This is a genomic window from Mycobacterium colombiense, assembly GCF_001953985.1.
Taxonomy (GTDB): domain Bacteria; phylum Actinomycetota; class Actinomycetes; order Mycobacteriales; family Mycobacteriaceae; genus Mycobacterium; species Mycobacterium colombiense_B.
Genome location: NZ_MBEI01000058.1, coordinates 88,582 through 114,930, shown reverse-complemented (window position 1 = coordinate 114,930; position 26,349 = coordinate 88,582). Strand labels below are relative to the sequence as shown.

Below are 26,349 nucleotides of genomic sequence, written 5' to 3'. Positions count from 1 at the left end.
GTTTCGTCATTGGAAGAGCCTGATCGGGTTGACCAGATCGGCGGTCACGGTCAGCAGCATGTAGCCGACCACGAACACCAGCACGACGTACGTCGCCGGCATGAGCTTGAGGTAGTTCACCGGCGCGGCCGCCACCATGCCGCGGGCCGACCGAACCAGGTTGCGGATCTTCTCGAACACCGCGATGGCGATGTGGCCGCCGTCGAAGGGCAGCAGCGGCACCAGGTTGATCGCACCCAGGATGAGGTTCAGCTGGGCCAGGAAGAACCAGAACGCCACCCACAACCCGTGGTCGACGGTGTCGCCGCCGATGATGCTGGCGCCGACGACGCTCATCGGCGTCTGCGGGTCGCGCTGGCCGCCGCCGATGGCGTGCACCAGCGCACCGACCTTCGTCGGGATCGCGACGAGCGCCTTGCCGACCTCGCCGGTGAGGTCACCGGCGAATGCGACGGTGGCCGGGATCGCCGTGAACACCCCGTAGTGCGTCGGCGCGACCTTGACCGCACCGACGCCGATGGCGCCGACCGTCGAGGGCTGCTGGCCGCCCTGCCCGTTGGTCCCGGTGGTCAGGTAGCGCTGAGTGGGGGTGACGTCGACGTAGGTGGTGATCGCAGTGCCGTTGCGCTCGGCGACGATCGGAACGGTGCCGTGCGCCTTACGGATGGCGGCGGCCATGTCCTCGAAGGTCGACACCGGGGTGTCGCCCACCTTGACGATCACGTCGCCCGGCCGGATTCCGGCGAGCGCCGCCGGCCCGGCCCCGGTGCAGTCCGCGATCTTGCCGGGCGCCACTTCCGGTGCCACACAAGCGGTTTCGCCGACGACCGCCCGGGTCGGCGGATGCAGATTCGGCAGCCCCCAGATCAGCGCGATGCCGTAGAGCAGCACCAGGCAGATGACGAAGTTCGCGGCGGGCCCGGCGAACAGCACCGCGACCCGCTTCCAGACCTTCTGCTTGAACATTGCGCGCTCGGTCTCGTCGGGCGCCAGCTCCTCCACCGACGTCATGCCGGCGATGTCGCAGAAGCCGCCCAGCGGAACCGCCTTGAGGCCGTACTCGGTTTCACCGCGCCGGGTCGACCACAGGGTGGGACCGAAGCCGACGAAGTAGCGCCGCACCTTCATGCCTGTCGCGCGCGCAACCCACATGTGCCCGCACTCGTGCAGGGCCACCGAGATCAGGATGGCCAGTGCGAACAGCACAATGCCGATGACGAACATCATTTGGCTGCGAGGACCTTTCTCACACCACTCCGGAGGCTTTTGCTGACACCTTGGCGGGCTGGGCTTGCGCGACGGCACGCTGCGCCCGGTCACGTGCCCAGCGCTGCGCATCGAGTACCTCATCCACGTTAGCGGGTGAAACGGCCCATTGGTCGGCGGCGTGCAGCACGTCGGCGATAGTTTTGACAATCGCGGGGAACCCGACCCGGCCCGCGAGGAAGGCCTCCGCCGCCTCCTCGTTGGCCGCGTTGTAGACGGCGGTCATGCAGCCCCCGGTCTGCCCGGCGTGCCGGGCCAGCTCGACGGCCGGGAAAACGTCGTCGTCCAGCGGCTCGAATTCCCAGCTAGACGCCGTGCTGAAGTCGCAGCTGGCGGCCGCGCCGGGGACCCGCTGCGGCCAGCCCAGGGCCAGCGAGATCGGCAGCTTCATGTCCGGCGGGCTGGCCTGGGCCAGCGTCGAGCCGTCCACGAACGTGACCATCGAATGAACAATCGACTGAGGGTGCACGACCACCTCGATGCGGTCGTACGGGATGCCGAATAGCAGGTGCGTCTCGATCAGCTCCAGCCCCTTGTTGACCAGCGACGCCGAGTTCAGCGTGTTCATCGGGCCCATCGACCACGTCGGATGGGCGCCCGCCTGCTCCGGGGTGACGTCCTCGAGCTGGGCGGCCGTCCAGCCGCGGAACGGGCCGCCGGATGCGGTCAGCACCAGCTTGGCGACTTCGTCGGGGCTCCCGCCGCGCAGGCACTGCGCCAGCGCGGAATGTTCGGAGTCCACCGGCACGATCTGCCCCGGCTCGGCGGCCCGCAGCACCAGCGGACCGCCGGCGATCAACGATTCCTTGTTGGCCAGCGCCAGCCGGGCGCCCGATTCCAGCGCGGCCAAAGTGGGCCGCAGCCCCAACGCCCCCACCAGCGCGGTCAGCTCGACGTCGGCCTCGGTCTCCTGCACCAGCCGGGTCGCGGCTTCGGGGCCGGAGAACGGGATGTCGCCGGCCCGCTGCGCCGCGCCCTCGTCGGCGACCGCGATGTTAATCACACCGGTCTCGGCACGCTGCCGCAGCAGCGTGTCCAGGTTGGCGCCGCCCGCGGCCAGACCGACCACCTCGAAGCGGTCCGGATTGGCGGCGATGACGTCCAACGCCTGGGTGCCGATGGAACCGGTGCTGCCCAGCACCAGCACGCGCAGGCGCTCCCGCGTTTGCCCATCGGTCGTCGGCTTGGTCACCCATTCATTGTGCCGCCCGGCACCGGCCGGGGCCATGTGCCGGGCCATGCCCCGCAAGCCCGCGAGCGGGTATGCCAGAATTTGGGTTCGACAAGCCAATCCGATCCGAAAGGGATGCGCCGTGGCCAGTACCGAGGTGGAGCGCTTCAACGGCGTCGACGAAGTCGAGGTGCCGTCGGCAGCGTGGGGTTGGAGCAGGATCAACCACCGGACCTGGCACATCGCCGGCCTGATCGGCTTCGGATTCCTGCTGGCGATGCTGCGCGGCAACCACGTCGGCCACATCGAGAACTGGTTCCTGATCGGGTTCGCGGCGCTGATCCTCGTCGCGCTGATCCGCGACCTGTGGGGCCGCCGCCGCGGCTGGATCAGGTAGCGGGTCAGCCCGTCTGCCTAGCGGTGGGCCCGGCGATGCCAGGCGCCGCCGATCACGACGGCCGCCAGCGCGACCACGGCGAACACCCATGGCCACCCCCCGTGCTGATGCACCCAGCCGGCCACCGCGCCCTGCAGCCGCCCGGCCGCGCCGATCACCGCGTCCTGCGGATTGCCGTTCGCGCCGAACAGACGCACCTCGTAGCTGCCGTAATAGGCCACGTAGAGGCCGACGAGAACCAGCAACGCGCCGCCGATCCGGTTGACGAGCGGCAGCATGCGGCGCAGCCGGTCCACCATCGCCGAGCTCGCCGTCGCCGCGGCCACCGCGAGCACCCCGACCACCAGCGTCAGCCCCGCGGTGTAGGCGAGGTAGACCGCCACGCCGGTGGCGATCGATCCCCCGCGCAGGCCGGCGCCGGTGACGGCCAGAAACGGCCCAACGGTGCATGACAGCGAGGCGATCGCGTAGCTGATGCCGTAGCCGTACATGGAGCCCAGCCGGGCGGTGGGAGCCCACCGCGGCCCCAGCGGCCTCGGGGTCAGTGCCGACAGCGCCCGGCCGGACAGCAGCCACACCCCGAGCCCGATCAGGACCAAGCCGACGACCACGGTGGCGTAGGGCAGGTACCGCTGCACGGTCGTCGCCGCCGAGATGGTCAGCGCGCCGAACACGCCGAACACCGTCAGGAAGCCCAGCGCCATCCCGGCGGTGGCCGCCAGCGCCCGCCCGGCGGCCGTCAGACCCGACGAGGCCCCGGCACGCTGGCCGCGCACCACCAGCAGCAGGTAGGCGGGCAGCATGGCGAACCCACACGGGTTCAGCGCGGCCACCAGCCCGGCGGCGAAGGCCAGGCCGACCAGACCCTGGTCCGCCAAGTCAGGACCTCAGGGCGGAGACCCGGTCGGAGAGCTCCTGCTGTGACATCGCCGAGGTCGGGTTGTTGACGAACGTCGAGCTGCCGTCCGCGCGGTAGAACACGTAGGCGGGCTGCCAGGGCACGTTGTAGCGGGCCCAGATGGACCCGTCGGCGTCGTTGAGGTTGGTGAAGTTCAGGCCGTACTTGGAGACGAAGGCCTGTTCAGCGCCGACGTCCGAGTGCCCGGCGACGCCGACGAAGGTGACGCCGGGATTTGCCCGCGCCACCTGGCTGACGCCGGGGGCCTCGGCGTTGCAGAACGGGCAGAACGGCGCCCAGAACCACAGCACCGCGGGCTTGCCCTGCAAACTGGCGCCGTTGAACGGCGCGCCGCTGAGCGTCGTCCCGGTGAATTGCAGCCGGTCGTCCGCGGCCAGCGCGCGTGGCGAACCGCCCAGCACGAATATCAGTGCGGCGGCGAAAACGGCCGCAGCAAACAACCTGAGCGGAGAGAACAGGCGAATCATGACGCACCCCCGTTTGCTGGCGTTATGTCTTAAAGACGTGCGGGTCGCCCTCCCGGTTCATCCGCGCTCGGCGGCCAGCTGCCCGCAGGCGGCGCTGATCTCGCGGCCGCGGGTGTCGCGCACCGTGCAGGACACCCCCTTGCCGCGGACGCGCCGGACGAACTCCCGCTCGACCGCCTTGGGGCTGGCGTCCCACTCACTTCCCGGGGTCGGGTTGAGCGGAATCAGGTTCACGTGCACCAGCGGTCCGAGCGCACGATGCAGGCGCTGCCCCAAAAGGTCTGCGCGCCAAGGCTGGTCGTTGACATCACGGATCAACGCGTACTCCACCGACACCCGCCGCCCGGTGACGTCGGCGTAATACCGTGCGGCGTCGAGGGCCTCGGTGATCTTCCACCGGTTGTTGACCGGCACCAGCGTGTCGCGCAGTTCGTCGTCGGGCGCGTGCAGCGACAGCGCAAGCGTGACGCCGAGCCGTTCGTCGGCGAGTTTGCGGATGGCGGGGGCCAGGCCCACCGTCGACACCGTCACCGAACGGGCCGAGATGCCGAAGCCGTGTGGCGGCGCGGCGATGATGCGCCGCACCGCGGCGACCACGCGGGCGTAGTTGGCCAGCGGCTCCCCCATGCCCATGAACACCACGTTGGACAGCCGGTCCCCGAAGTCGTCGCGCAGGGCCGCGGCGCCGGCACGCACCTGCTCGAGGATCTCGGCCGTCGACAGGTTGCGGGTCAGCCCGCCCTGGCCCGTCGCGCAGAACGGACAGGCCATGCCGCAGCCGGCCTGCGACGAGATGCACACGGTGTTGCGTTGCGGATAGCGCATCAGCACCGACTCGACGGTGACCCCATCGAGCGCGCGCCACAACGTCTTTCGGGTCTGGCCCGCATCGCAGGTCACCTCGGAGGCCGCGGTGAGCAGGATCGGAAACATCGTCTCGGCGATGGCGTCGCGCAAGCCCGCCGGAAGGTCGGTCATCTGCCGCGGATCGGCGATCAGCCGGCCGTAGTACTGATGCGCCAACTGCTTGGCGCGAAACGCCGGCAGGCCCAGGTCCGCGACGGCCGACGCGCGGCCGTCCTCATCGAGGTCGGCCAGGTGCCGCGGCGGCTTGGCGCGCCGCGGCTCGGAGAACACCAATTGTTGAACCATGACCTGTCCAGTATCGGTCACGTTCGGGACTGCCTAGGGAACGAGTGTCAGCACCGTCCAGGCCGCGACCGCCGACGGCAGGACGCCATCGAGCCGATCCATCAGGCCGCCGTGGCCGGGTAGCAGCCGGCCCATGTCCTTGATGCCGAGGTCGCGCTTGACCTGCGACTCCACCAGATCGCCAAGCGTGCTGGTCAGCACCAGGACGACACCCAGCAGCACGCCGATCCACCACGGTTTGCCGGCCAGGAAGGTCGCCGTCAGGGTCGCCGCGGTGATTCCGAACACCAGGGAACCCGCGAATCCCTCCCACGACTTCTTGGGGCTGATCGCCGGAACCATCGGGTGCTTGCCGAAGAGCGCCCCCACGGCATAACCGCCGGTGTCGGAGGCGACGACTGTGATCATCAGGCAGAACACCCGCCCGGCGCCGTCGTGCGGGTAGACCAGCAGCACGCCGAAGGACGCGAACAGCGGCACCCAGGCGGCCAGGAACACGGTGGCCGAGGCGTCCCGGAGGTAGTTGGCCGAGGGCGAGCCGTCGAACGGCTCCGGCCGTCTGCTGTTGTCCTGCATGAACAGCCGCCACACGTTGCAGACCACCACGGTGACACCGAAGCCGGCCAGGGCGCCCGCGGCGTGGAACGGCCAGGTCAGCCAGACGGTGAGCTGGCCCCCGGCCAGCAGCGGGATGACGGGTATGACGTAGCCGGCTTCGCGCAACCGCCGAACCACTTCGTGGGTGGCCACCACGATGGCCAGGGCGACGATCGGAACCCAGAAGCGTGGGGCGAACACCAGCGTCACGACCAGGACGCCGCCGATACCGGCCCCCACCGCGATCGCGGCGCGCAGGTCGCGTCCGGCCCGCGATGTCTTCTTGCCCGGCTGCCGGATCGTCTCCTTGGCGGCGCGCGAGTGATTGTCGGGCGGGTCGCCGGCGCCGGGTTCGGGGGTTGCCACTGGTCTGGATGGACTTAGCTGCTGAGGTCCCTAGACCTCCAACAGCTCGCCTTCTTTGTGCTTGACCAGCTCTTCGATCTGTGTGGTGTATTGATGTGTGGTCTTGTCCAGGTCCTTTTCGGCCCGGCCGACCTCGTCCTCGCCGGCCTCGCCATCCTTGCGGATGCGATGCAGCTCCTCCATCGCCTTGCGGCGGATGTTGCGCACCGAGACCTTGGCGTCCTCACCCTTGCTCTTGGCCTGCTTGACCAGCTCCCGGCGCCGTTCCTCGGTGAGCTGCGGCACCGCCACCCGGATCAGGGTGCCGTCGTTGGTGGGGTTGACGCCGAGGTCGGAGTTGCGGATCGCGGTCTCGATCGCGCCCACCTGGCTGGCCTCGTAGGGCTTGATGACGACGAGGCGCGCCTCGGGCACGTTGATGCTGGCCAGCTGCGTGATGGGCGTGGCCGTTCCGTAGTAGTCGATCACGATCCTCGAGAACATGCCCGGGTTGGCGCGCCCGGTCCGGATGGTCGACAAGTCGTCGCGGGCGACCGCAACGGCCTTCTCCATTTTCTCTTCCGCGTCGAAGAGAGCCTCGTCGATCATGTGCGCCGCTCCTCCTCATTGCTGCGCTGCGCATCCTCGCACGCGCAAGTCATCGCGTTTCCCCTCAGGTGGTGACCAGAGTCCCGATTTTCTCACCAGCGACCGCCCGGGCGATATTGCCATTGGTCAGCAGGTTGAACACCAGGATCGGCATGCCATTGTCCATGCACAGGCTGAACGCGGTGGCATCGGCCACTCGTAGCCCGCGGTCGATCACCTCACGGTGACTGATCGCGGCGATCAATTCGGCATCGGGATGCTGCCGCGGATCCGCATCGAACACGCCGTCGACCGCCTTGGCCATCAAGACCACCTCGGCACCGATCTCCAGGGCGCGCTGAGCGGCGGTGGTGTCGGTGGAGAAGTAGGGCAGCCCCATGCCGGCCCCGAAGATCACCACGCGGCCCTTCTCCAGGTGGCGTACGGCGCGCAACGGCAGATAGGGCTCGGCCACCTGGCCCATGGTGATCGCGGTCTGGACCCGGGTGACGATGCCTTCCTTCTCCAGAAAGTCTTGCAGCGCGAGGCTGTTCATGACGGTGCCCAGCATGCCCATGTAGTCCGACCGGGTGCGTTCCATGCCGCGCTGCTGAAGCTGCGCGCCCCGGAAGAAGTTGCCCCCGCCGATCACCACGGCGACCTGGACACCGCCGCGGACCACCTCGGCGATCTGCCGAGCCACCCGCGCCACGACATCGGGATCCAGGCCGACCTGGCCGCCGCCGAACATCTCGCCGCCGAGCTTGAGCAGCACTCGCGAATACCTGGCCCGGCTCGGTGGCTGGCCGGATACGCCGTTGCCGGCCGGCTCCGGCCTCGGAGCCGCCGAGCCGGCGACTTGGGGCTCCCTGGACTCCGTCATCAGACTCCTCGCATGAGAGTGCCATCCCGGGCGATCTCCATCCCGGAACGGCATTTCACATCCTGCCTCATCGCAGCACAATGCGGCGTCGGCGGGGTGCATTATGCGCATTGTTGGCGCGCCGGACCAATTTTCGAGTCTCCCGGTACCGGAATAGGCCGGCGCCCGCGTGCTTTCCTCGGGCCCGCGTTTGAGCGATGGTTGCCATGGGAATCCGCATCAACGCGGCAGAAATATGCGGTCTTGAGCAACAAGGACCGGCCTCGCCGTATGACCGGATCGATCGCTTGCGATCGCCGTTGAGCGTGAATCGCTCGCAGTACGCCAACGAGGAGGAGTACTTCCATGGCTGAAGAAAACAAGTCGGGACCTGCCGAAGCTGTGAAGGGCGTCGTCGAGGACGTCAAAGGTAAGGCCAAGGAGGCCGTAGGCGCGGTGGCCGGTCGTGATGACCTCACCCGCGAGGGCCAGGCGCAGCAGGACAAGGCCGATGCGCAGCGCGACGCGGCGAAGAAGGAAGCCGAAGCCGAGGCCGCGCGCGGCGGCGCCAAGGCGGCCGAGGAGCGCCAGAAGGACAACCAGTAACACGCTGTAGCGATGGGCCCGGTCCGTGAAAACGGGTCGGGCCCATCGACTTTCTGTCCGACCGACTCGGACGAAACACAGCCTGAGTTTGCATAGCTTTGCATAGTTTTCGGCGGGACGGGTATCCAGGCGTAGCGCTGTAAGACATCTCCGCAGAGGTGCCTACGGACCGGGGGGGAAGCCGGGACGTTACGAGGTTTGGAGATGTCATTGGACGTGGTGGTGCTCACCGATGAGGACGATTTCGAGTCGGCCCTACCGGATTTGGCGACGTTCGCGCAGCCGATGCGCCGCATCACCCTGGCGGCCGAGCCCGACGGGCACTTCGCCACAGCCGACATCGCGATCATCGACGCGCGCAGCAATATGGCGGTGGCCCAGGCCGTCAGCCATCGACTGACGGCCGACAATCCCGGTACCGCGGTGGTGGCCCTGGTAGCCCCGGCCGATTGCGCCGCGGTCGATGTCGACTGCAATTTCGATGACGTGATGCTGCCCGGCACCGGTGCCGAAGAATTGCAGGCACGGATGCGCCTTGCCATCGGACGCCGGCGCAGCGTGGTCGACGGCACGCTGAAATTCGGCGACCTTCTGCTGCATCCGGCCAGTTTCACCGCCACGCTGGACGGCAACGACCTGGGCCTGACCCTCACCGAGTTCAAATTGTTGAATTTCCTTGTACAGCATCCCGGTCAGGCATTCACCCGGACCCGGTTGATGCGGGAGGCGTGGGGCTACGACAGCACCGGCAAGGTCCGTACGGTAGACGTGCACATCCGGCGGCTGCGCGCCAAGCTGGGTATCCGCCACCAGTTCCTGGTCGACACCGTCCGGGGCGTCGGCTACCGGGCAGCCACGCCACCGCAACCCGAATGGATCGTCGCCGACGCGACCCCGACACCGACACCGATCTTCACCTGACCACCGGTCCGGTGCATCCGGAAGGCTCTAACCCGGTTGGCTGCAACGCTTTTGGCGACCCGTCAGCCGAAGAATGGGAATGCGCGCCGGCGCGCGAGCGCATCCATTCCTTCCTGAATGGCGTCTTGCACCTCGTGGTATTTGCTGTCGACGTATCGGTCGTCGTCGGCCCGCGCGGGATCGTTGTCGAGTTCCACGGCGGGCATGAACCGGGTTCTGATCTTGGCCGGCAGGGGCAGCTGCGGCAGCGCCGCCGGCGCGATCCCCCACGGCAACGAGACGGCCAACGGAAACACCTTGAGCCGCAGGATGCGGTCCAGGCGTAGCGCTTTCGACAACCGGTCCCCGCGGATCAACACCGGCATCGCGTCGGCACCGCCGACTGTGGCGATCGGCACGATCGGCACGCCCGCACGAATCGCCATCTTGACGAAGCCGGTGCGCCCCGCCAGGTTGGCCTGGTCGCGCTCCGTCCACGGCCGCAGTGAGTCCACTTCCCCACCGGGCCACAGCGCCACGTCACGCCCCTCGGCCAGCGCGGTGGCAATCGCATCGGGGGCGGCTGGCAGCACCCCCATCGACCGGAAGTACCTCCCGAACAACGGAATTGCCATCAGCGCATCGTGGGCGGTGCCGTGCAGGGTGCGGTCCTGGCCGAACCGCCGCCACCATTGCAGGCCGACGGTCCAGGCATCCCAGACGAAGGGAGCGCCGGAGTGAATCCCCACCAACAGCGCGGGCGGTGACTCGGGGATGTTCTCCCAGCCATCGATCTCCATCCGAAACCAATAGTCCACCAGCACATTCCACAGATATTTCTGTCGCTGCAGGGTGGTCTCGTCCTGGCCGGAGAGATCCCACCTCGCGGCCCGCTCGGCCAGCCAGCCGCTCAGCCCGCCGCTCTGCTTGCTGCGTCGTTCCTCCATCGCCTCGCGGGCTTCTTCGGCGACCCGCCGCGCCTGAGCGCGTACCGGCGCCGGTCTGTGATCCGGGTTACTCATGGGTAGTCGCATACCCGATTCGGGCGCCCATGATTCGCCCACACGCAAATCTCCCCGCGCCACATGGCGTGGCGCGGGGAGATTTCACAGCCGGTTTAGGTGTGTGCCGGTGCAGGTGCAGGTGGGGCACCCGGTGCCGGGCTGTTCGGCGCGGCCGGCGCCGAGCCACCCTGGACGTTTGACGTCCACATCAGGACGTCCTGCATCCCGTCGTTGTAGACGACGCCGTTCGGGGGCGCACCGGTCACGTCGAAGTACAGCGTGCCGGTGGACTCGTTGCCCTGAGCGATGGGTGCCGGGTTGAGCCCGTTCGGGACACCAACCTTGTCGATCACCCGGTAGTTCTGGCCGTTGGGGCCGCGGGCGACGAAGTCGTTGACCATCGGGGTGACGAGCCCGCCGTCCGACCTGGCGGTGATATCAGCCTGGTACAGCGTCCCCTTGGGCGTGTAGCCGGGGATGGCGACGTTGCTGGGCTGCAGGTTGCTCACCGTGTAGTTGGTGATGAGTGGCCCATCGATGAGCTGCTCGCTGGTGCCGAAGCCCTGAATGTTGGGCGCGGCGGACGCGGGCGTCGCCGCGAAAACGCTTGCCACCGCTATACCCCCGGCAGCGGCAGCTGTCGCAGCAATCTTGGTGACCTTCATTGCTCATTCCTTTCATGTAGAACAATTGCCCCCCGGAAAGGGCATGCGCATAGTTGCAGCAAATATCCATCCGACCATCCCCTTAAACATCTGCGCCCGCATAAGGCCTATATCGCCCGGTTAGCCACAGGAATGGGTTTGCGTTCTTGGACAGCAACTTTGGCACCACGAATAACACCTGTACCAATACTCACAGCCGGGAGTTGCGATTAGGCGGTGTGCCGGCGGGTAGTCGGTGCGCTGAGGCCTTCGCCTGGCAATTGGCGTGTCAGCGTGGGCAAGCCGAGACAGCCGCAGAAGGGGGCAGTCAGGTGGAACGCGGAAGCTCCAAGCACGGTGCGCGCGAGGACGACGCGCTCAAGGAAGAATTGGAAGGCACGGTTCGCGGTAACCGTTCCAGCCGCAGCGAGGAATGGCGCGACCCGGAGCCGCCGGCCGACGACGACCCGGATGTCCCGACGGCCGGCCCGGCACCGCGCGATTCGTAAAGCGGTGGCCGGTAAAAGCCGGCCGCTTGCACGGCTCGTCTGAATTGTTAATCACCCGGACAATCCGTAAAGGAAAACGCATGGGCTTTGTGGCGCAACAACAATCCGTCCCCGGCGTGCAGGCGGAGATGGACCCGATTCCGGACTGTGGTGAAAACACTTACCAGGGCTCGGGCAAACTGCTAGGCAAAAAGGCGATCATCACCGGCGGTGACAGCGGCATTGGCCGCGCGGTCGCCATTGCGTTCGCACGCGAGGGCGCCGACGTCCTGATCGCCTACCTCAACGAGGATGACGACGCGCGCGAGGTCGCCCGCTACGTCACCAACGCCGGCCGCAAATGCGTACTCGTGCCGGCCGATCTTTCCGACCCTGCGCACTGCCGCGCCGTCGTCGACCGGGCGGTGCAGGAGTTGGGTGGCGTGGACATCCTGGTCAACAACTCCGCCTACCAGATGATGCGCAAAAGCCTCGACGAGATCAGCGACGAGGAGTGGGAGTACACGTTCCGGCTCAACATCGGCGCGTATTTCTACCTCGCCAAGGCGGCCGTGCCGCACATGAGACCCGGCTCGTCGATCATCGGCAGCTCATCGGTCAATTCCGATACACCCAATCCCACCCTGGCGCCATATGCGGCGACGAAGGCGGCCATCGCCAATTTCTCGGCAAGCCTGGCCCAGCTGTTGGGCGACAAGGGAATTCGCGTCAACAGCGTGGCACCCGGGCCGATATGGACGCCGTTGATCCCGTCGACCATGCCGCCGGACAGCGTGGAATCCTTCGGCGACAACGTGCCACTGGGACGCGCCGGGCAGCCCGCCGAACTCGCGCCGATCTACGTGCTGTTGGCCTCCGATGACGCGAGCTACATCTCCGGGGCGCGGGTGGCCGTGACCGGCGGACGACCGATCCTTTAGCGAAAACCGTTATTCCGCAGCGGTGCTCACGAGCCCCGATTCTCGCCCAACTCGTCGACGATCGGGCTCTGGGTGGGGATGTCTTTCGCGCTTTCGGCCCGGCCGGGCTGGGTGTGGGTGCAACGCGCGGCGGCCTTGTCCCCGTCGGAAACGTCGCGGTCGCCGGCGATGGTGACCGACGCGGCGACCTGAGCTACGTTGGCGTAGGTCTCCGGCGGAACCGCACGCAGGGCGCGGACGGTCTCGCCGTCGCAGCCATTGCGCTCGGCCGCGCTGAGCAGGTCCTCTTTGTTCGCCGGAAAGTCCACATCGCTGAGGCACTGGCGAAGCTGGGTGGGAGTAGTAGACGCAACCATGGGGGTCGGGGTGCCCGGTAACCCGGCGCCTAAACGGGCCCCGCCGCAGAAATGCCGGGCCGGCCGGTGAGCCGAAAGCGGCCTAATTACCAGCGGTTTCGACGTGCGATGCGGCCGTCAGCTGCCCCGGACCCGGCGGTTGTGCTTCTTGATCGCGTCGACCAATTCCGGCTTGCTCATGGTGGACCGGCCCGCGATGTCGAGGCGGCGGGCCAGGTCGAGCAGGTGCTTCTTGCTCGCGTTGGCATCGACGCCCTCTTCCGACTGCCCAATTGGGCGTAGGCCACCGATCTCGGCCCGCTCATCGGATGGGCCCTTCTCGTCCTTCGCCTCCCAGTGGTCGCCGACTTTTTCGAAACTGTGCTTGACAGCGGCATACGCCGCCCGGTGGGCGCGCTCTTCGCTGCCGTACTGGTCGGCAGCCGCGTCATGGGTTTTCGCGAATGTGCGTTGGGCCTTGGCGCTGGAACGTTGCAGAGTGCTGGGCAATTCGCTTTTTTTGGCCGCGCCGCCCTTCGTCGTCTTCGGCATCGAACCTCCTCGTGTGCCGCAAGCGCTGTGGGTAACCGGTCGGTTACCCCGTTGCGGCGCGGACAATCACGGTGTGAACAATGTGCGCAACGGTCCGGCGGAAATATGTCAATATCGTTGACATGATTCAGGCCGACGACGCTCCGCTGGGTTACCTGCTGTATCGGGTGGGGGCGGTGTTGCGACCCGAAGTTGCCACCGCGCTGGGCCCGCTGGGCCTGACCCTGCCCGAATTCGTTTGCCTGCGCATACTTTCGATGTTCCCGGGCATGTCGAGCGCCGAGCTGTCCCGCCACACCAATGTCACTCCGCAGGCGATGAACACGGTGCTGCGCAAGCTCGAAGAGGTCGGGGCGGTGGCGCGCCCGTCGTCGGTGTCCTCGGGGCGCGCGCTCCCGGCCAACCTGACCGGCCAGGGCCGCGCCCTGCTCAAGCGCGCCGAGGGAGCAGTCCGCGGCGCCGACGCCCGCATCCTGGCCAAGCTCACCGAACCTCAGCAGCGCGAATTCAAAAGGATGCTCGAGAAACTCGGCTCCGACTAGCCGCGAGCGCGCGGCGTACCCGGCCCGCCGCCATCAGCCTGATCACCCGGCGGCGTGGATGCGCGCCCAGGGCTGGGCTTCTTCGAGCTCGTAGGCCAATTCGAGCAGCAGCGCCTCCTGCCCCACATCGGCCGACAGCATCATGCCCACCGGCATACCGTCGGCGGACTGGGCCAGCGGCAGCGAGATCGCGGGTTCGCCGGTGACGTTGTGCAGCGGGGTGAACGACACCCAGTCGATCAGCCGGCTGATCACCTGCTGGTAGTCGGTGGGCGCCAGGAATCCGATGCGGGGCGTCTCGTCGGCCAGGGTCGGCGTGAGCACGGCGTCGTAGATGCGGAAGAACCGCGCGGTGCGCCTGCGCGCCCGGCGCAGCCGCACGATCGCCATGGGAAGGCGGTGGATGTTACGGCTGGTGTGCCGCAGCAGACCCAGGGTCAGGCTGTCCAGCTTGCTGCGATCGAACGTCTCGCCGAACATGTGCCGCCCGCCGCGCACCTGGGCCAGCGCCAGAAATCCCCAGTACATGACGAAGTCGTCGACGAAACTGGCGGCGACCGGGGGTTCGTCGATGTGTTCGACGCGGTGGCCCAGTTCCTCGAGCAGGCCGGCGGACTTCAGCGTCAGCTCCCGCACCTGGGGACTGCTTTCGCGCTGTATCGACCGGGTCAGCACCGCGATCCGCAACCGCTGACGGCCGGGGGCGGTGACGTCCCCGACGGGCGCCAGTCTGGGGTTGCGCCAGATCCGCTCGGCCTCGCGGTAGAAGGCCGCGGTATCGCGCACCGAACGGCTCACCATCCCGTTGGCGACGACGCCGACCGGCATCCGGCGCAGCGTCGGGTCGAGCGGTAGCCGCCCACGCGAGGGTTTGAGCCCGACCAACCCGTTGCAGGCGGCGGGAATCCGGATGGAACCGCCGCCGTCGTTGGCGTGCGCCATCGGCACCACACCGGCGGCGACGAACGCACCCGAACCCGACGACGACGCGCCCGCGGTGTAGTCGGTGTCCCATGGATTGCGGACCGGGCCCAGCCGCGGATGCTCGGCCGACGCGCTGAACCCGAACTCGGACAGCTGCGTCTTGCCCACCGAGGTCAGCCCGGTGGCCAGGAACAGCTCGGTGAAGACGCTGTCCGCGACGGCATTCCAGCTCGTCCACGCGTCGGTGCCGTGCATCGTGGGCTGCCCGGCGACGTCGACGTTGTCCTTGATGAATGTGGGGACACCACCGAAGTAACCGCTCGGAGGGTTGGCGGCGGCCGCCCGCGCTTGCTCGAAAGCGGCGTACGCCAACCCGTTCAGCAGCGGGTCGACGGCCTCGGTACGGGCGATCGCGGCCTCGACCACCTCGGCCCTGCCGACCTGGCCGGACTTCAGCGCGTCGGCCAGGCCGACCGCGTCCAAGTCGCCAAGGGCATCGTCGCCGAACGCGTGCACGTGTCGCATGGCACAGACGCTAACCCGCGGACCCGTGCCGCTGGGAGGTTTCCCGCCTCGTGCGCGGCCCGGACCGTATCGGTGCCGGGCGGTCAGGCCCGAATCAGGCCTGACCCACCTCGAAGCGGACGAACCGCGTCACCGTGACGCCGGCGTCGTCGAGCAGCGCCTTGACGGTCTTCTTGCTGTCGGACACCGACGGCTGCTCGAGCAGCACCGCGTCCTTGAAGAAGCCGTTCAGCCGGCCCTCGACGATCTTGGGCAGGGCCTGCTCCGGCTTGCCCTCCGCCTTGGCGGTCTCCTCGGCGATGCGGCGCTCGCTGGCCACCACGTCCTCGGGCACGTCGTCGCGGGACAGGTAGCGGGCCTTGAGCGCGGCGATCTGCAGCGCGACGGCGTGGGCGGCCTCGGTGTCCGAGCCCTGGTACTCGACCAGCACGCCGACCGCGGGGGGCAGGTCAGCCGCCCGCCGGTGCAGGTAGGTCTCGACGGTGCCGTCGAAGTTCGCCACGCGGCGCAACTCCAACTTTTCGCCGATCTTGGCCGACAGCTCCGCGATCGCCTGCTCGACGGTCTTGTCACCGACGCTGGCGGTCTTGAGCTCGTCGACGTCCTTGGCCTTGGACGACACGGCCGCGGCCACGATCTGGTCGGCCAGCGCCTGGAACTCCGCGTTCTTGGCGACGAAGTCGGTCTCGCTGTTCAGCTCGATCAGCGCGCCGCCCTGGGCCGCGACCAGACCCTCGGCCGTCGCACGCTCGGCGCGCTTGCCGACGTCCTTGGCGCCCTTGATGCGCAGCGCCTCGACGGCCTTGTCGAAGTCGCCGTCGTTCTCGGCCAGCGCGTTCTTGCAGTCCAGCATGCCGGCACCGGTGAGTTCCCGAAGCCGCTTGACGTCGGCAGCGGTGAAGTTCGCCAATGATCAGCCTTCCTATGAGGGGTTAGTTGTTGGTTCGGGGGCGCCCGCAGCGGCTTCGGTGGGGGCGGTGGTGGTAGCGGAGGCCAGCAGCTCCTGCTCCCATTCGGCGAGCGGCTCGGCGGCCTCGGCCTCGGGCTTGTCGCCGCGGCCGACTCCGGCGCGGGCCTGCAGGCCCTCGGCGACCGCCGAGGCGATCACCTTGGTGAGCAGCGCGGCCGAACGGATCGCGTCGTCGTTGCCCGGGATCGGGTAGTCGACCTCGTCGGGGTCGCAGTTGGTGTCCAGGATCGCGATGACCGGGATACCGAGCTTGCGGGCCTCGCCGACGGCGATGTGCTCCTTGTTGGTGTCGACGACCCAGATGGCCGACGGCACCTTGGCCATGTCGCGGATACCGCCGAGGCTGCGGTCCAGCTTGTTCTTCTCCCGGGTCAGCATCAAGATTTCCTTCTTGGTGCGGCCCTCGAAGCCACCGGTCTGTTCCATCGCCTCGAGCTCCTTGAGGCGCTGCAGGCGCTTGTGCACGGTGGAGAAGTTGGTCAGCATGCCGCCCAGCCAGCGCTGGTTCACGTACGGCATGCCGACGCGGGTAGCCTCGGCGGCCACTGACTCCTGCGCCTGCTTCTTGGTGCCGACGAACAGCACGCTGCCGCCGTGGGCGACGGTCTCCTTGACGAACTCGTACGCCTGATCGATGAAGGTCAGGGTCTGCTGCAGGTCGATGATGTAGATGCCGTTGCGGTCGGTGAAGATGAACCGCTTCATCTTGGGATTCCAGCGACGGGTCTGGTGCCCGAAGTGGGTGCCGCTGTCGAGCAGCTGCTTCATGGTTACGACGGCCATGGTTGTGCCTTACTTGTGTCGGTTGTCGCCTGGCATCGGGTTGAGGCCGGGCCCTGGCGGCTGCTGCGATGCCGGACCCGTTGTTGGACGGGACCGCCCGGCATGCGATTGCGTTCTCCTCGTGGAACCAGAGACGCGATGCAGACGCGCGAAGTCAGCCCGCGAACGAGCTGCGACCAGCAGTTTACACCGACTCAGCAGGTGGTTTTGCCACGCTTCCCCAACCGGGGCCCCTCGTCCACAAGTCCGCCGCGGTTGGGTGGCCGGGTGGCGGGCGGCGCGCTGAACTGCCTGGATGCGGTGGACAACGCTGCTGTTGTGTGCGGGCCTGGTCAGCGCGGTGCCGGCGGGTGCCGCCGCAGATCGCCTGGAGTGGCCGCTGCGCCCGCCGCCGGCCGTCGCCCGGGGATTCGACGCCCCGTCGCCCAACTGGAATCCCGGTCATCGGGGCGTGGACCTGGCCGGGGCCGCCGGTCAGCCGGTGTACGCGGCGGGCGCCGCGACCGTGGTGTTCGCCGGGCTGCTGGCCGGGCGGCCGGTGGTGTCGCTGGCCCATCCCGGTGGCTTGCACACCAGTTATGAGCCGGTCCGGGCGGCGGTGCGGGCCGGCGAGCACGTGACGGCCGCGACCGTGATCGGCGAGCTGACGCCCGGGCATGCCGGCTGCCCGGCCGCGGCGTGCCTGCACTGGGGCGCGATGTGGGGCCCGGCGTCGGGCGCCCGCTATGTCGATCCGCTGGGCCTGCTGGAGTCCACGCCGGTGCGGCTCAAACCGCTGAACCGCTGAGCTTCAGGCCCTCGGGTGGGCCTGGTCGTGCACCGCGCGCAACCGGGACACCGCGACGTGGGTGTACAGCTGGGTGGTCGCCAGGCTGGAATGACCGAGCAGCTCCTGGACCACGCGCAGGTCAGCGCCGCCTTCGAGCAGGTGGGTGGCCGCGCTGTGCCGCAGGCCGTGCGGCCCCATGTCCGGCGCACCGTCGACCGCGGCGACGGTCTGATGCACCACCGTGCGCGCCTGGCGGACGTCGAGCCGTCGGACGCGCGCGCCCAGCAGCAGCGCCGGACCCGACTCGGCGTTGGCCAGGGCCGGGCGCCCGTCGGCCAGCCACGCGTCGAGCGCCTCGGCGGCGGGCCGGCCGAACGGCACGCTGCGCTGCTTGTTGCCCTTGCCGAGGACTTTGACGAGCCGGTGATGGGTGTCGACGTCGTCGATGTCCAGGCCGCACAGCTCGCTGACCCGGATCCCGGTGGCATACAACATCTCCACGATCAGCCGGTCCCGCAACGCCATCGGATCACCTTGTTGCGCACCGGATTTGGCGGCGGCCATGGCGTCGCACGCCTGGTCCTGGCGCAGCACCGCGGGCAGGGTGCGGTGCGCCTTGGGGACCTGCAGCCGGGCGGCCGGGTCGGTGGTCAGCAGGCCGCGCCGCACCGCCCAGGCGGTGAACGCCTTGACCGCCGAGGTGCGCCGGGCCAGCGTCGTGCGGGCGACGCCGGCCGCGGCCGCCGCGGCCAGCCAGGAGCGCAGCAGGGGCAGGCTCAGCCCGTCCAGGCCGGCGCCGCGGTCCCCGATGAAGGCGAGCAGCGAGCGCAGGTCGCCGCGGTAGGCGCGACGGGTGTGTGCGGAACGGCCGCACTGCAAGTCCAGGTACTCGTCGAACTCGTCGAGGATGGCCTGCACTCCCCCACGGTCGCAGGCGCGGCCCGGGGCGCTCTAGTCGACGCGCCGAAGCGTGTCCGGGGTGAGATCTTTGAGCGTCGGGTAGCCGTCGACGGCCATGATGAGGTCGGCTTCGCCCAGGATCGAGCGCAGCACGTGCACGATGCCGTCGGCGCCACCGAGCGCCAGGCCGTAGGCGTAGGGGCGGCCGATGCCCACGGCCGTGGCGCCCAGCGCGAGCGCCTTGACGACGTCGGCGCCGCTGCGGATCCCCGAATCGAACAGGACCGGCAGCCCGTCGGCCGCCTCGACGACGCCGGGCAGGCACGCGAGGGCGGGCAGGCCGCCGTTGGCCTGGCGGCCGCCGTGGGTGGAGCAGTAGATGCCGTCGACGCCGCCGTCCCTGGCGCGCCGCGCGTCGTCGGGGTGACAGATGCCCTTGATGATCAGCGGCAGGTCGGTCAGCGACCGCAGCCAGGGCAGGTCGTCCCAGGTCAGGGGGTTTCCAAAGGTCGTCACCCACTGCAGCACGGTGCCCTGCGGGTCCTCTTCCGGCGGGCGTTGGAGTTTGGCGCGGAAGACCGGATCGCTCGTGTAGTTGCTCAGGCAGAGCCCCCGCAGCTGGGGGAAGTTGGCCGTGGAGAGGTCGCGCGGGCGCCACCCGGGAATCCAGGTGTCGAGGGTGACGACGATGCCCTGGTAGCCGGCGGCTTCGGCCCGCTGGACGAGGCTGGCGGCCAGGTCGCGATCCTTCGGCGTGTACAGCTGGAAAAAGCCGGGGGTGTCACCGAATTGCGCGGCGACGTCTTCCATCGGGTCGGCGGTCAGGGTGGACACGACCATCGGGACGCCGGTGGCCGCCGCCGCACGCGCGGTGGCCAGGTCGCCGTGGCCGTCCTGGGCGCAGATGCCGATGACGCCGATCGGGGCCATGAACACCGGCGACGGCAGGGTCAGGCCGAACATCTCCACCGAAAGGTCGCGGGCGGCGGCGCCGACGAACATGCGCGGTATCAGGCCCCACCGATCGAACGCCTCCCGGTTGGCCCGCTGCGTACGTTCGTCACCGGCGCCACCGGTGACGTAGGACCACACCGACGGCGACATCGCCCGCTCGGCGCGTGCCTCCAGCTCCGCGAAGGCCATCGGCAGCGCGGGCGCCACCCCGCCCAGGCCCTTGAAGTAGATCTCGTTCTGGTAGTCGCCGAATGCCATGGAAAAGACAATGCCAGGCCGCCGTCAGGCTGACGAGTTCGACGACTCTGCTTGCGCCAGTTCCTTCTTCCATTGGCGGAAGGTCTCTTCGGTGCGGCCGCGGCGCCAATACCCCGAGATCGACGACGCCCATTTGGCGTCCACCCCCCGCTCCTTGCGGATGTAGGGCCGCAGATTGTGCATGACGGCCTGGGCCTCGCCGTGGATGAAGACGTGCACCTGTCCGGGCAGCCAGGGCGCGCTGGTGACGGCCTCGATCAGCGGCGCGTGGTCGCCGGCGCGGTCCTCGGGAACCAGGTCGGCGCGGCCGCCGCGGTAGACCCAGTGCACCTCGACGCCTTCGGGTGCGGTCAGCGGGATCTCGTCCTCCGGGCCCGCGACCTCGATGAACGCCTTGCCGACCGCGCCGGCGGGCAGCGCTTCGAGCGCCGCGGCGATGGCCGGCAGCGCCGATTCGTCGCCGGCCAGCAGGTGCCAGTCGGCGGCCGGGTCGGGCGTGTAAGCCCCGCCGGGGCCCATCAGATAGATCGTTTGGCCGGGTTGGGCGGTGGACGCCCACTGACCCGCCATGCCGTGCTCGCCGTGCACGACGATGTCGAGCGTGATGCGGCGTTTCTCGATGTCGACGTGGCGGACGGTGAGGGTCCGCACCGAGGGCTTTTTCTCCGGGGGCAGGTCGGCGAAGCTGTCGAGGGTCAGCGGCTCGGGCAAGCCGGCCACGTCCACGTCGTCGGCGACGAACACCAGCTTGACGTAGGAGTCGGTGAACTTGCTGGGCACGAAAGCGTCAAAGTCCTTGCTCCCGAGCACTATCCGCACCATGTGCGGTGTGAGTTGTTCGGTACCGACAACTTCGAAGCGTTGCAGTGGTCGACCAGCCACTTGTCCTCCTGTCCGAACCCCGACCCCCGGTCGACTATACGAGTCGCTTCGTTGACGCAGCTTGGCCCGCGGCGACCCGGACAATCCGCCACCGCCCATCCTGACGCTGCACCAATCCGGCCAGCTCGAGCATCGCCAGCGGCCCCAGCGCCAGCTCGGGCACCATTCCCGATGCGACCGCGATCTCGTCGACCGTGGCGGCGCCGCGGCCCGGCAAGGCCTCGTAGATCCGGCGTTCGGCGTCGCTGAGGCCGTCGAGAGGCGTCGCGGGGTGCGGCTCGTCGCGGGCCAGTTCGCCGATGTGGCCGACGAGCTCGAGGACGTGGTCGGCGCGGGTGACCAGTTCGGCGCCGTCGCGCAGCAGGGCGTGGCAGCCCGCCGAGGCCGACGACGTGACGGGCCCGGGCACCGCGGCCACCACCCGCCCCAACGCCCGCGCCCAGGCCGCGGTGTTGGCGGCGCCGCTGCGCAGACCGGCCTCCACCACGACGGCGGCACCGACGACCGCGGCCACCAGCCGGTTGCGGGTCAGGAACCGGTGGCGGGCCGGGCGGATGCCCGGCGCGTATTCGGTGAACAGCAGCCCGTGCTGGCCGATCCGGTGCAGGAGCGCGGTGTGACCGCTCGGGTAGGGAACGTCGAGCCCGCCGGCCAGGACGGCCACGGTGACGCCGTCGCACTCCAGGACGGCGCGGTGCGCCGCGCCGCCGGTGCCGGACGCTCCGCCCGAAACCACCGCGACGTCGCGTTGCGCCAGCCCGGCCGCCAGTTCGCCGGCGACGTGCTCGCCATACGTGGTCGAGGCGCGCGTCCCGACCACACCGGCCGCCCGGTACGCGACCTCAGCCAGCCGCACGGGCCCGTGCGCCCACAACGCCATCGGCGCCACCATCGGCGCGCCGCCGCCGGATCGCGGTGCGGCGCCGCGGAAGGCGGCGAACGCCAGCAGCGGCCACTCGTCGTCGTCCGGGGTGATCAACCTCCCGCCACGCCGGGCGAGCATCTCGAGATCGGCCGCGCCGCGGTCGATCTCGCGCCGGGCCTCGGTGCGCCGCGCCACGTCGTCGTCGACCAGTCCGCGGCGGACCCGCTCCGCGGCCTCCACCGGGCCGACGTGCCGAACCAGGGCGGCGAGTTCGGCGCAGGGCGGCTCGGCCACCCGGGACAGATAGGCCCACGCGCGCAGCGCGGGATCGTCGAGCGCCGTCGTCATCGCCGTGCCCCCGGTCTCGAGGATCCGCCAAGGATCCTTTTAGCCCCGCGCGCGAACGTGGTGTCGTCAGCCGCCCGCCGCACGCCGGCCCGCAACGAACGGAACGACCCATGATCCTCGACCTGCCGATGGTGTACACCGTGTCCGAGCGTCCCAAGAACCCGTGGGCCGTCGCGGCGTTCGCGCTCAGCCTGGTCAGCTGGATCGGTTTTCCCATCCCCATCATCAGCATCGGCCTGGCGTGCCTCGGGTTGCGCGAGATGGAACAGCGGGGTGAAAGTGGCCGCGCCCTGGCCCAATTCGCCCGCGCATTCGCGATTCTGGTGACCGTCGCGATAGCGGTGCGGGGTGGGCACACCGATTGGCTGACCATGGCGCGCTGGTAGCGCCCGCAGCATGTGGGTCGCGGCGCTCATCGCTGCGCCCCGGGCTGGCGGAAGCTGAGTGCGGCGGCGACTTCGTCGGTCCCGGGCGAGGTGCGACCGGCCAGGTCGGCCAGGCTCCACGCGACCCGCAACGTGCGGTCGAGGCCACGGATGCTGAGCAGTCCGCCGTCCAGCGCCCGCTGTAGCGGCTGCATTGCCGCGTTGCTGGGACGGAACTTTCGGCGCAGCAGTGTCCCGCTGACCTCGCCGTTGGTGTGAAACCCGTGCGATGACCAGCGCTCGGAGGCGGCGGCGCGGGCCTGCGCCACCCGATGGCGGACCTGCGCCGTCGATTCACCGGCTCGGCCCGCGAAGGCCCCCGCCTTGACCTGATGCATCTGCACGCGCAGATCCACGCGATCCAGCAGCGGCCCCGACAGCTTGCCCAGGTAACGGCGTTTGGCCGCCGCCGCGCAGACGCAGTCCTGCGGGTCGGCCGGCGCGCACGGGCACAGATTGGCGGCCAGCACCAGCTGGAACCGGGCGGGATAGCACGCCGCCCCGTCACGCCGCGCAAGCCGAATCTCGCCGTCCTCCAACGGTGTTCGCAGGGCTTCCAGCGCGCTGACCCGGATCTCGGCGCACTCGTCGAGGAAGAGCACCCCGCGATGCGCCCGGCTGACGGCGCCGGGGCGTGCCATCCCCGACCCGCCGCCGACCAGCGCCGCGACGCTGGAGCTGTGATGGGGCGCCACGAACGGCGGTCTGGTGATCAGAGGTGTGTCGCCCGACAGCAACCCGGCCACCGAGTGGATCGCGGTGACTTCCAGGGACTCGGCATCCGTCAACGGCGGCAGCAACCCCGGAAGTCGTTGCGCGAGCATCGTTTTGCCCACCCCCGGCGGGCCGGTGAGCATGAGGTGATGCGCCCCGGCGGCGGCCACCTCCACCGCGAACCGCGCCTGCGTCTGCCCCACCACGTCGACCAGATCCGCCTCGGGCTCCCCGTCCGTGGGTTTCGCGTCGATCCTGCCGTCCAGGGCGCCCGAGCCGCTGAGCCACTTCTGCAGTTGCCTTAGGGTGCGCACGCCCCACACGTCGATGCCGTCGACCAGGCTGGCCTCGGCGAGGTTGTCGACGGGCACCACCACGGCCGGCCAGCCGTCGCGCTTGGCGGCCAGCACGGCCGGCAGCACCCCGCGCACCGGCCGGACCCGCCCATCCAGGGACAGCTCACCCAGCAGCACCGTTTTCTCCAGCCGGTCCCACGGGTTCTTGCGCTGTGCCGATAACACCGCGGCGGCCAGGGCGATGTCGTAGACCGACCCCATCTTGGGCAGCGTCGCCGGCGACAGCGCCAGGGTGAGCCGCGCCATGGGCCAGGTGTTGCCGCAGTTGGTGACGGCCGCCCGGACGCGGTCGCGCGACTCCTGCAGGGCCGCGTCGGGCAGGCCGACCAGGTGCACGCCCGGCAGCCCGGAGGTGATGTCGGCTTCGATCTCCACGCTCTGTCCGTCCACGCCGCGCACCGCGACGGAGAACGCGCGTCCCAGCGCCATCAGCCGATCCCTTGCAGGTGGGTGATCTCGGGGGTGCGCCGGCGCCCGACCCGCACGCCGATCACGTCGATGCGGATCGCCGCGCAGCGCTGGTCCTGGCCGGCCAGCCACAGGCCGGCCAGCCTGCGCAGCCGCAGCACCTTGCGCGGGGTGACGGCATGGGCCAGGCCCCCGTATCCGTCCCCGGTGCGGGTCTTCACCTCGACGAACACCACCGTCGAGGTGGCGTCGTCGCGGGCGATGATGTCGAGTTCGCCGTAGCGGCAGCGCCAGTTGCGCGCCACGATCCGCAATCCCCTCCGCATCAGGTGATCCACGGCGAGCGCCTCGCCCATCGCCCCCAGCTGGATCCGGGTCATCGTCGTTTCGGTCGTCATGGGGGCCACCGTGCCCGGCGCCCCCGACGGGACGGGCCACCAACGCGACCCGCGGCCCCCGCAACGGTCGGTTATCCCCAGTGCGGCGCCCATCCACAGCCGGCGGGGTGAGACCTGGCTGGCGGCGATCGCAAGCGCGGCGTAGCCGGGCGCGGCGGGTCGCCGCCATCGGGCCTAGGTGATCCGGTCGGCCCGGGTGTAGATGTTCATCGAGTCCTCCCGCAAAAACGCCACCAGCGTGATGCCGGACTCCTCGGCCAGCGACACCGCCAGCGACGACGGCGCGGACACCGCCGCCAGCACCGGAATGCCGGCCATCACGGCTTTCTGCGTCAGCTCGAACGATGCCCGCCCGCTGACCAACAACACCGAAGCCTGCAGCGGTATCCGCCCGTGCTCCAGCGCCCAGCCGATCACCTTGTCGACCGCGTTGTGTCGCCCCACGTCCTCGCGCACCACCAGCATCGCGCCGTCCGCCCCGAACAGCGCCGCGGCGTGCAGGCCACCGGTGCTATCGAAAACCTTTTGCGCCGAACGCAATTGGTCGGGCATCGCCTTGAGAGTCGCGGCCGCGACGGTCGCGTGATCGGCGCCCGGCGAAAACCGGCTGATCAGCCGCACCGCATCCAGTGACGCCTTGCCGCAGACCCCGCACGACGAGGTGGTGTAGAAGTTGCGGGTGACGTCAAGGCCGGGTTTTTCCACCCCCGGGGCCAGCGTCACGTCCAGCACGTTGTAGGTGTTCGCGCCCTCGTCGTCGCGCCCGGCGCAGTACCGGATGCTGTGCACGTCGTCGCGGCCCGCGATGACGCCTTCGGTGAGCAAAAGCCCTTGGGCGAGTTCGATATCCGATCCCGGCGTGCGCATCGTCACCGTGATCGCCGAGCCGTCGACCCGAATCTCCAACGGCTCCTCCACGACCAGGGTCTCCGGTCGGGTGACCGCCTTCTCGGCGGTCAGATGCGTGACCCGCCGACGCGACGTTACGTGCCCCACTAGGCGATTTCACCGCCGGCGGAGACGTCGCGAGAAGCGGCGGAACGCTGGAACCCCACCGGATCAAACTACCCCGGCCGGCGGCCGGCCGCCGAGCAGGACAACGCTCTCACGTCCCCTCGGCCAGCGTTTGCAGCGTCTCGGCCGACGAGTGCAGCGGCCGCCAGCCCAGCTGGGTCTTGGCCTTGGAGGTGTCCATCACCATCGACGTCCGCGCGGTGTGCAGCCACTCCAGCATGGACGGCACCAGCGGCACCCGCGAGATCGCCGCGGAGGCCGCCGTGGCGGCGACGGCCGGAACCCGCACCGGGCGCCCACCCAGCGCCTTGGCCACGTCGGCCACCGTCACGACCCCGTCGCCGGCGATGTTGTACACCCCCGGCGGGGCCGGTGCGGTGGCCGCCAGCGCGATCGCCGCCGCGACGTCGTCGTGGTGTACCAGTTGCAGCGGAAAACCCGGATCCGGCACCACCGGCTTCAGCGCCGGGACGGCTTTGACCACGGCACGCATCGGGCCGGGCAGCTGATTCCACGGCATCGCGTCGGCCAGCGCGGTGGCTTTGGGCCCGGCGACGATGCAGGGCCGCAACACGAACACCTCGAGCGGCGAGTCCTTGGCGATCTCGGCGAGCAGCGCTTCGGACGCCGCGTTCTGCGCCGAGTAGTAGTGCTCCTCGGACCCCCGGACCGGCACGTCCTCGGTCAGCGGGACCGGGTTGTCGGAGTGGTAGCCGTACGCCGCCACCGACGACGTGTAGACCAGGCGCCGGGGCCGCTCGGCGGCCACCGTCGCCTCGAACACGTTGCGAGAACCTTCGAGATTCACCCGGGCGCTCTCGTCGCGCGAACCCATGATCATGAAGGCCAGGTGGATCACCACGTCGGCCTGCGCAACCAGGGCGTCGACGGCCTCGCGGTCCAGGATGTCGCCTTGCTGATAGGTGGTCTTCAGCCAGCCGCGTGACGGCGGGTCAAAGGGCCGTCGAGCCATCCCGATGATCGCGTCGACGGCAGGTTCGCGTTCCAGCGCCGTCACCGCGGAGAGGCCGATCTCCCCGGTCGGTCCGGTCACCGCGACGGTCACTCCCATCAGAACTT

The 26,349-nt window shown here is 69.4% G+C and carries 30 protein-coding genes and 1 pseudogene; 8 read left to right on the top strand and 23 right to left on the bottom strand.

Going from position 1 to position 26,349, the window contains the following annotated elements; genetic code table 11:
* Window positions 1–6: 6 nt before the first annotated feature.
* Together A5732_RS17810 and dxr are read right to left on the bottom strand one after the other, a co-directional pair.
* A complete protein-coding gene (locus A5732_RS17810; protein WP_076051726.1) occupies window positions 7–1,227 on the bottom strand; it encodes a M50 family metallopeptidase in 1,221 nt (406 codons plus the stop codon).
* 19 nt (window positions 1,228–1,246) lie between these two features.
* Window positions 1,247–2,494 carry a 1-deoxy-D-xylulose-5-phosphate reductoisomerase gene (gene dxr, locus A5732_RS17805; RefSeq protein WP_076103029.1) on the bottom strand — a complete coding sequence of 416 codons (1,248 nt, stop codon included), beginning with the start codon at window positions 2,492–2,494 and terminating at the stop codon, window positions 1,247–1,249.
* Window positions 2,495–2,579: 85 nt separating this feature from the next.
* On the opposite strand from dxr, the gene A5732_RS17800 reads away from it, so the two are divergent.
* Complete coding sequence (locus tag A5732_RS17800) at window positions 2,580–2,834, top strand: DUF2631 domain-containing protein (protein ID WP_076051725.1); 255 nt, start codon at window positions 2,580–2,582, stop codon at window positions 2,832–2,834.
* 17 nt (window positions 2,835–2,851) lie between these two features.
* Here A5732_RS17800 and A5732_RS17795 read toward each other — a convergent pair whose 3' ends face one another.
* From A5732_RS17795 to pyrH, 6 genes are all read right to left on the bottom strand, one after another.
* Window positions 2,852–3,712, bottom strand: a complete 861-nt coding sequence (locus A5732_RS17795) for a cytochrome c biogenesis CcdA family protein (RefSeq protein ID WP_076051724.1) — start codon at window positions 3,710–3,712, stop codon at window positions 2,852–2,854.
* Between the two features lies 1 nt (window position 3,713).
* Window positions 3,714–4,220 carry a protein disulfide oxidoreductase gene (locus A5732_RS17790; RefSeq protein ID WP_076051723.1) on the bottom strand — a complete coding sequence of 169 codons (507 nt, stop codon included), beginning with the start codon at window positions 4,218–4,220 and terminating at the stop codon, window positions 3,714–3,716.
* A gap of 57 nt (window positions 4,221–4,277) precedes the next feature.
* Window positions 4,278–5,372 carry a 23S rRNA (adenine(2503)-C(2))-methyltransferase RlmN gene (gene rlmN / locus A5732_RS17785; RefSeq protein WP_076102894.1) on the bottom strand — a complete coding sequence of 365 codons (1,095 nt, stop codon included), beginning with the start codon at window positions 5,370–5,372 and terminating at the stop codon, window positions 4,278–4,280.
* Window positions 5,373–5,405: 33 nt separating this feature from the next.
* Window positions 5,406–6,335 carry a phosphatidate cytidylyltransferase gene (locus A5732_RS17780; protein WP_076102893.1) on the bottom strand — a complete coding sequence of 310 codons (930 nt, stop codon included), beginning with the start codon at window positions 6,333–6,335 and terminating at the stop codon, window positions 5,406–5,408.
* Window positions 6,336–6,365: 30 nt separating this feature from the next.
* Complete coding sequence (gene frr / locus A5732_RS17775; protein WP_007775283.1) at window positions 6,366–6,923, bottom strand: ribosome recycling factor; 558 nt, start codon at window positions 6,921–6,923, stop codon at window positions 6,366–6,368.
* A gap of 64 nt (window positions 6,924–6,987) precedes the next feature.
* Window positions 6,988–7,785: a UMP kinase gene (pyrH, locus tag A5732_RS17770; RefSeq protein WP_076102892.1), complete on the bottom strand. Its 798-nt coding sequence runs from the start codon at window positions 7,783–7,785 to the stop codon at window positions 6,988–6,990.
* A gap of 345 nt (window positions 7,786–8,130) precedes the next feature.
* Here pyrH and mbp1 point away from each other — a divergent pair, with 345 nt between their 5' ends.
* On the top strand, window positions 8,131–8,370 hold the full coding sequence (gene mbp1 / locus A5732_RS17765) for a microaggregate-binding protein 1 (RefSeq protein ID WP_007775289.1): 240 nt from the start codon (window positions 8,131–8,133) through the stop codon (window positions 8,368–8,370).
* A 204-nt stretch (window positions 8,371–8,574) separates the two neighbouring features.
* On the top strand, window positions 8,575–9,291 hold the full coding sequence (locus A5732_RS17760; protein WP_076102891.1) for a winged helix-turn-helix domain-containing protein: 717 nt from the start codon (window positions 8,575–8,577) through the stop codon (window positions 9,289–9,291).
* Between the two features lie 62 nt (window positions 9,292–9,353).
* Here the strand turns inward: A5732_RS17760 and A5732_RS17755 are convergent, their stop codons facing one another.
* Both A5732_RS17755 and A5732_RS17750 read right to left on the bottom strand, forming a co-directional pair.
* Window positions 9,354–10,292: a lysophospholipid acyltransferase family protein gene (locus tag A5732_RS17755; protein WP_076051718.1), complete on the bottom strand. Its 939-nt coding sequence runs from the start codon at window positions 10,290–10,292 to the stop codon at window positions 9,354–9,356.
* 95 nt (window positions 10,293–10,387) lie between these two features.
* Window positions 10,388–10,939, bottom strand: a complete 552-nt coding sequence (locus tag A5732_RS17750) for an MPT63 family protein (RefSeq protein ID WP_076051717.1) — start codon at window positions 10,937–10,939, stop codon at window positions 10,388–10,390.
* 311 nt (window positions 10,940–11,250) lie between these two features.
* On the opposite strand from A5732_RS17750, the gene A5732_RS27360 reads away from it, so the two are divergent.
* Both A5732_RS27360 and A5732_RS17745 read left to right on the top strand, forming a co-directional pair.
* Complete coding sequence (locus A5732_RS27360) at window positions 11,251–11,427, top strand: hypothetical protein (protein WP_170879970.1); 177 nt, start codon at window positions 11,251–11,253, stop codon at window positions 11,425–11,427.
* An 80-nt stretch (window positions 11,428–11,507) separates the two neighbouring features.
* On the top strand, window positions 11,508–12,347 hold the full coding sequence (locus A5732_RS17745) for an SDR family oxidoreductase (protein ID WP_076102890.1): 840 nt from the start codon (window positions 11,508–11,510) through the stop codon (window positions 12,345–12,347).
* Window positions 12,348–12,373: 26 nt separating this feature from the next.
* Here the strand turns inward: A5732_RS17745 and A5732_RS17740 are convergent, their stop codons facing one another.
* Window positions 12,374–12,703, bottom strand: coding sequence for a DUF2795 domain-containing protein (locus A5732_RS17740; RefSeq protein WP_076051715.1), 330 nt, complete (start codon window positions 12,701–12,703; stop codon window positions 12,374–12,376).
* Between the two features lie 117 nt (window positions 12,704–12,820).
* Window positions 12,821–13,234 carry a ChaB family protein gene (locus A5732_RS17735; RefSeq protein ID WP_076051714.1) on the bottom strand — a complete coding sequence of 138 codons (414 nt, stop codon included), beginning with the start codon at window positions 13,232–13,234 and terminating at the stop codon, window positions 12,821–12,823.
* 122 nt (window positions 13,235–13,356) lie between these two features.
* On the opposite strand from A5732_RS17735, the gene A5732_RS17730 reads away from it, so the two are divergent.
* On the top strand, window positions 13,357–13,776 hold the full coding sequence (locus tag A5732_RS17730) for a MarR family winged helix-turn-helix transcriptional regulator (RefSeq protein ID WP_064877890.1): 420 nt from the start codon (window positions 13,357–13,359) through the stop codon (window positions 13,774–13,776).
* A gap of 42 nt (window positions 13,777–13,818) precedes the next feature.
* Here A5732_RS17730 and A5732_RS17725 read toward each other — a convergent pair whose 3' ends face one another.
* The 3 genes from A5732_RS17725 to rpsB all read right to left on the bottom strand — a co-directional run bounded on the left by A5732_RS17725 (window position 13,819) and on the right by rpsB (window position 16,978).
* Window positions 13,819–15,225 carry an amidase gene (locus tag A5732_RS17725; protein WP_076051712.1) on the bottom strand — a complete coding sequence of 469 codons (1,407 nt, stop codon included), beginning with the start codon at window positions 15,223–15,225 and terminating at the stop codon, window positions 13,819–13,821.
* 94 nt (window positions 15,226–15,319) lie between these two features.
* On the bottom strand, window positions 15,320–16,135 hold the full coding sequence (tsf, locus tag A5732_RS17720) for a translation elongation factor Ts (RefSeq protein ID WP_076051711.1): 816 nt from the start codon (window positions 16,133–16,135) through the stop codon (window positions 15,320–15,322).
* Between the two features lie 12 nt (window positions 16,136–16,147).
* The gene (gene rpsB / locus A5732_RS17715; RefSeq protein ID WP_064954458.1) at window positions 16,148–16,978 is read right to left on the bottom strand and encodes a 30S ribosomal protein S2; all 831 of its coding nucleotides are present in this window, start codon (window positions 16,976–16,978) and stop codon (window positions 16,148–16,150) included.
* A gap of 295 nt (window positions 16,979–17,273) precedes the next feature.
* Here rpsB and A5732_RS17705 point away from each other — a divergent pair.
* A pseudogene (locus A5732_RS17705) lies at window positions 17,274–17,759 on the top strand (M23 family metallopeptidase); the annotation flags it as partial.
* 9 nt (window positions 17,760–17,768) lie between these two features.
* Here A5732_RS17705 and A5732_RS17700 read toward each other — a convergent pair.
* Genes A5732_RS17700 through dprA form a run of 4 tightly spaced genes read right to left on the bottom strand, consistent with a single transcriptional unit; the run spans window position 17,769 to window position 21,954 of the window.
* The gene (locus A5732_RS17700; protein WP_076102888.1) at window positions 17,769–18,665 is read right to left on the bottom strand and encodes a tyrosine recombinase XerC; all 897 of its coding nucleotides are present in this window, start codon (window positions 18,663–18,665) and stop codon (window positions 17,769–17,771) included.
* 33 nt (window positions 18,666–18,698) lie between these two features.
* Window positions 18,699–19,859 carry a lactate 2-monooxygenase gene (locus A5732_RS17695; RefSeq protein ID WP_076051708.1) on the bottom strand — a complete coding sequence of 387 codons (1,161 nt, stop codon included), beginning with the start codon at window positions 19,857–19,859 and terminating at the stop codon, window positions 18,699–18,701.
* A gap of 24 nt (window positions 19,860–19,883) precedes the next feature.
* Window positions 19,884–20,741 (bottom strand): siderophore-interacting protein, encoded by an 858-nt coding sequence (locus tag A5732_RS17690; RefSeq protein ID WP_076051707.1) that lies wholly within the window; start codon window positions 20,739–20,741, stop codon window positions 19,884–19,886.
* Window positions 20,742–20,775: 34 nt separating this feature from the next.
* Window positions 20,776–21,954 (bottom strand): DNA-processing protein DprA, encoded by a 1,179-nt coding sequence (gene dprA, locus A5732_RS17685; protein ID WP_076102887.1) that lies wholly within the window; start codon window positions 21,952–21,954, stop codon window positions 20,776–20,778.
* 110 nt (window positions 21,955–22,064) lie between these two features.
* Between dprA and A5732_RS17680 the strand changes: the two genes are divergently transcribed.
* Entirely contained in the window at window positions 22,065–22,340 is a 276-nt protein-coding gene (locus A5732_RS17680; protein ID WP_076051705.1) for a DUF4190 domain-containing protein, read from the top strand.
* A 26-nt stretch (window positions 22,341–22,366) separates the two neighbouring features.
* Here the strand turns inward: A5732_RS17680 and A5732_RS17675 are convergent, their stop codons facing one another.
* From A5732_RS17675 to A5732_RS17660, 4 genes are all read right to left on the bottom strand, one after another.
* Window positions 22,367–23,878 (bottom strand): YifB family Mg chelatase-like AAA ATPase, encoded by a 1,512-nt coding sequence (locus A5732_RS17675; RefSeq protein WP_076102886.1) that lies wholly within the window; start codon window positions 23,876–23,878, stop codon window positions 22,367–22,369.
* On the bottom strand, window positions 23,878–24,255 hold the full coding sequence (locus tag A5732_RS17670) for a YraN family protein (RefSeq protein ID WP_076051703.1): 378 nt from the start codon (window positions 24,253–24,255) through the stop codon (window positions 23,878–23,880). Before A5732_RS17670 ends, A5732_RS17675 begins: the two co-directional genes overlap by 1 nt.
* Before the next feature lie 174 nt (window positions 24,256–24,429).
* Window positions 24,430–25,251: a formate dehydrogenase accessory sulfurtransferase FdhD gene (gene fdhD / locus A5732_RS17665; protein ID WP_076102885.1), complete on the bottom strand. Its 822-nt coding sequence runs from the start codon at window positions 25,249–25,251 to the stop codon at window positions 24,430–24,432.
* A 109-nt stretch (window positions 25,252–25,360) separates the two neighbouring features.
* A complete protein-coding gene (locus A5732_RS17660) occupies window positions 25,361–26,341 on the bottom strand; it encodes an NAD-dependent epimerase/dehydratase family protein (protein ID WP_076051960.1) in 981 nt (326 codons plus the stop codon).
* Window positions 26,342–26,349 lie beyond the last annotated feature (8 nt).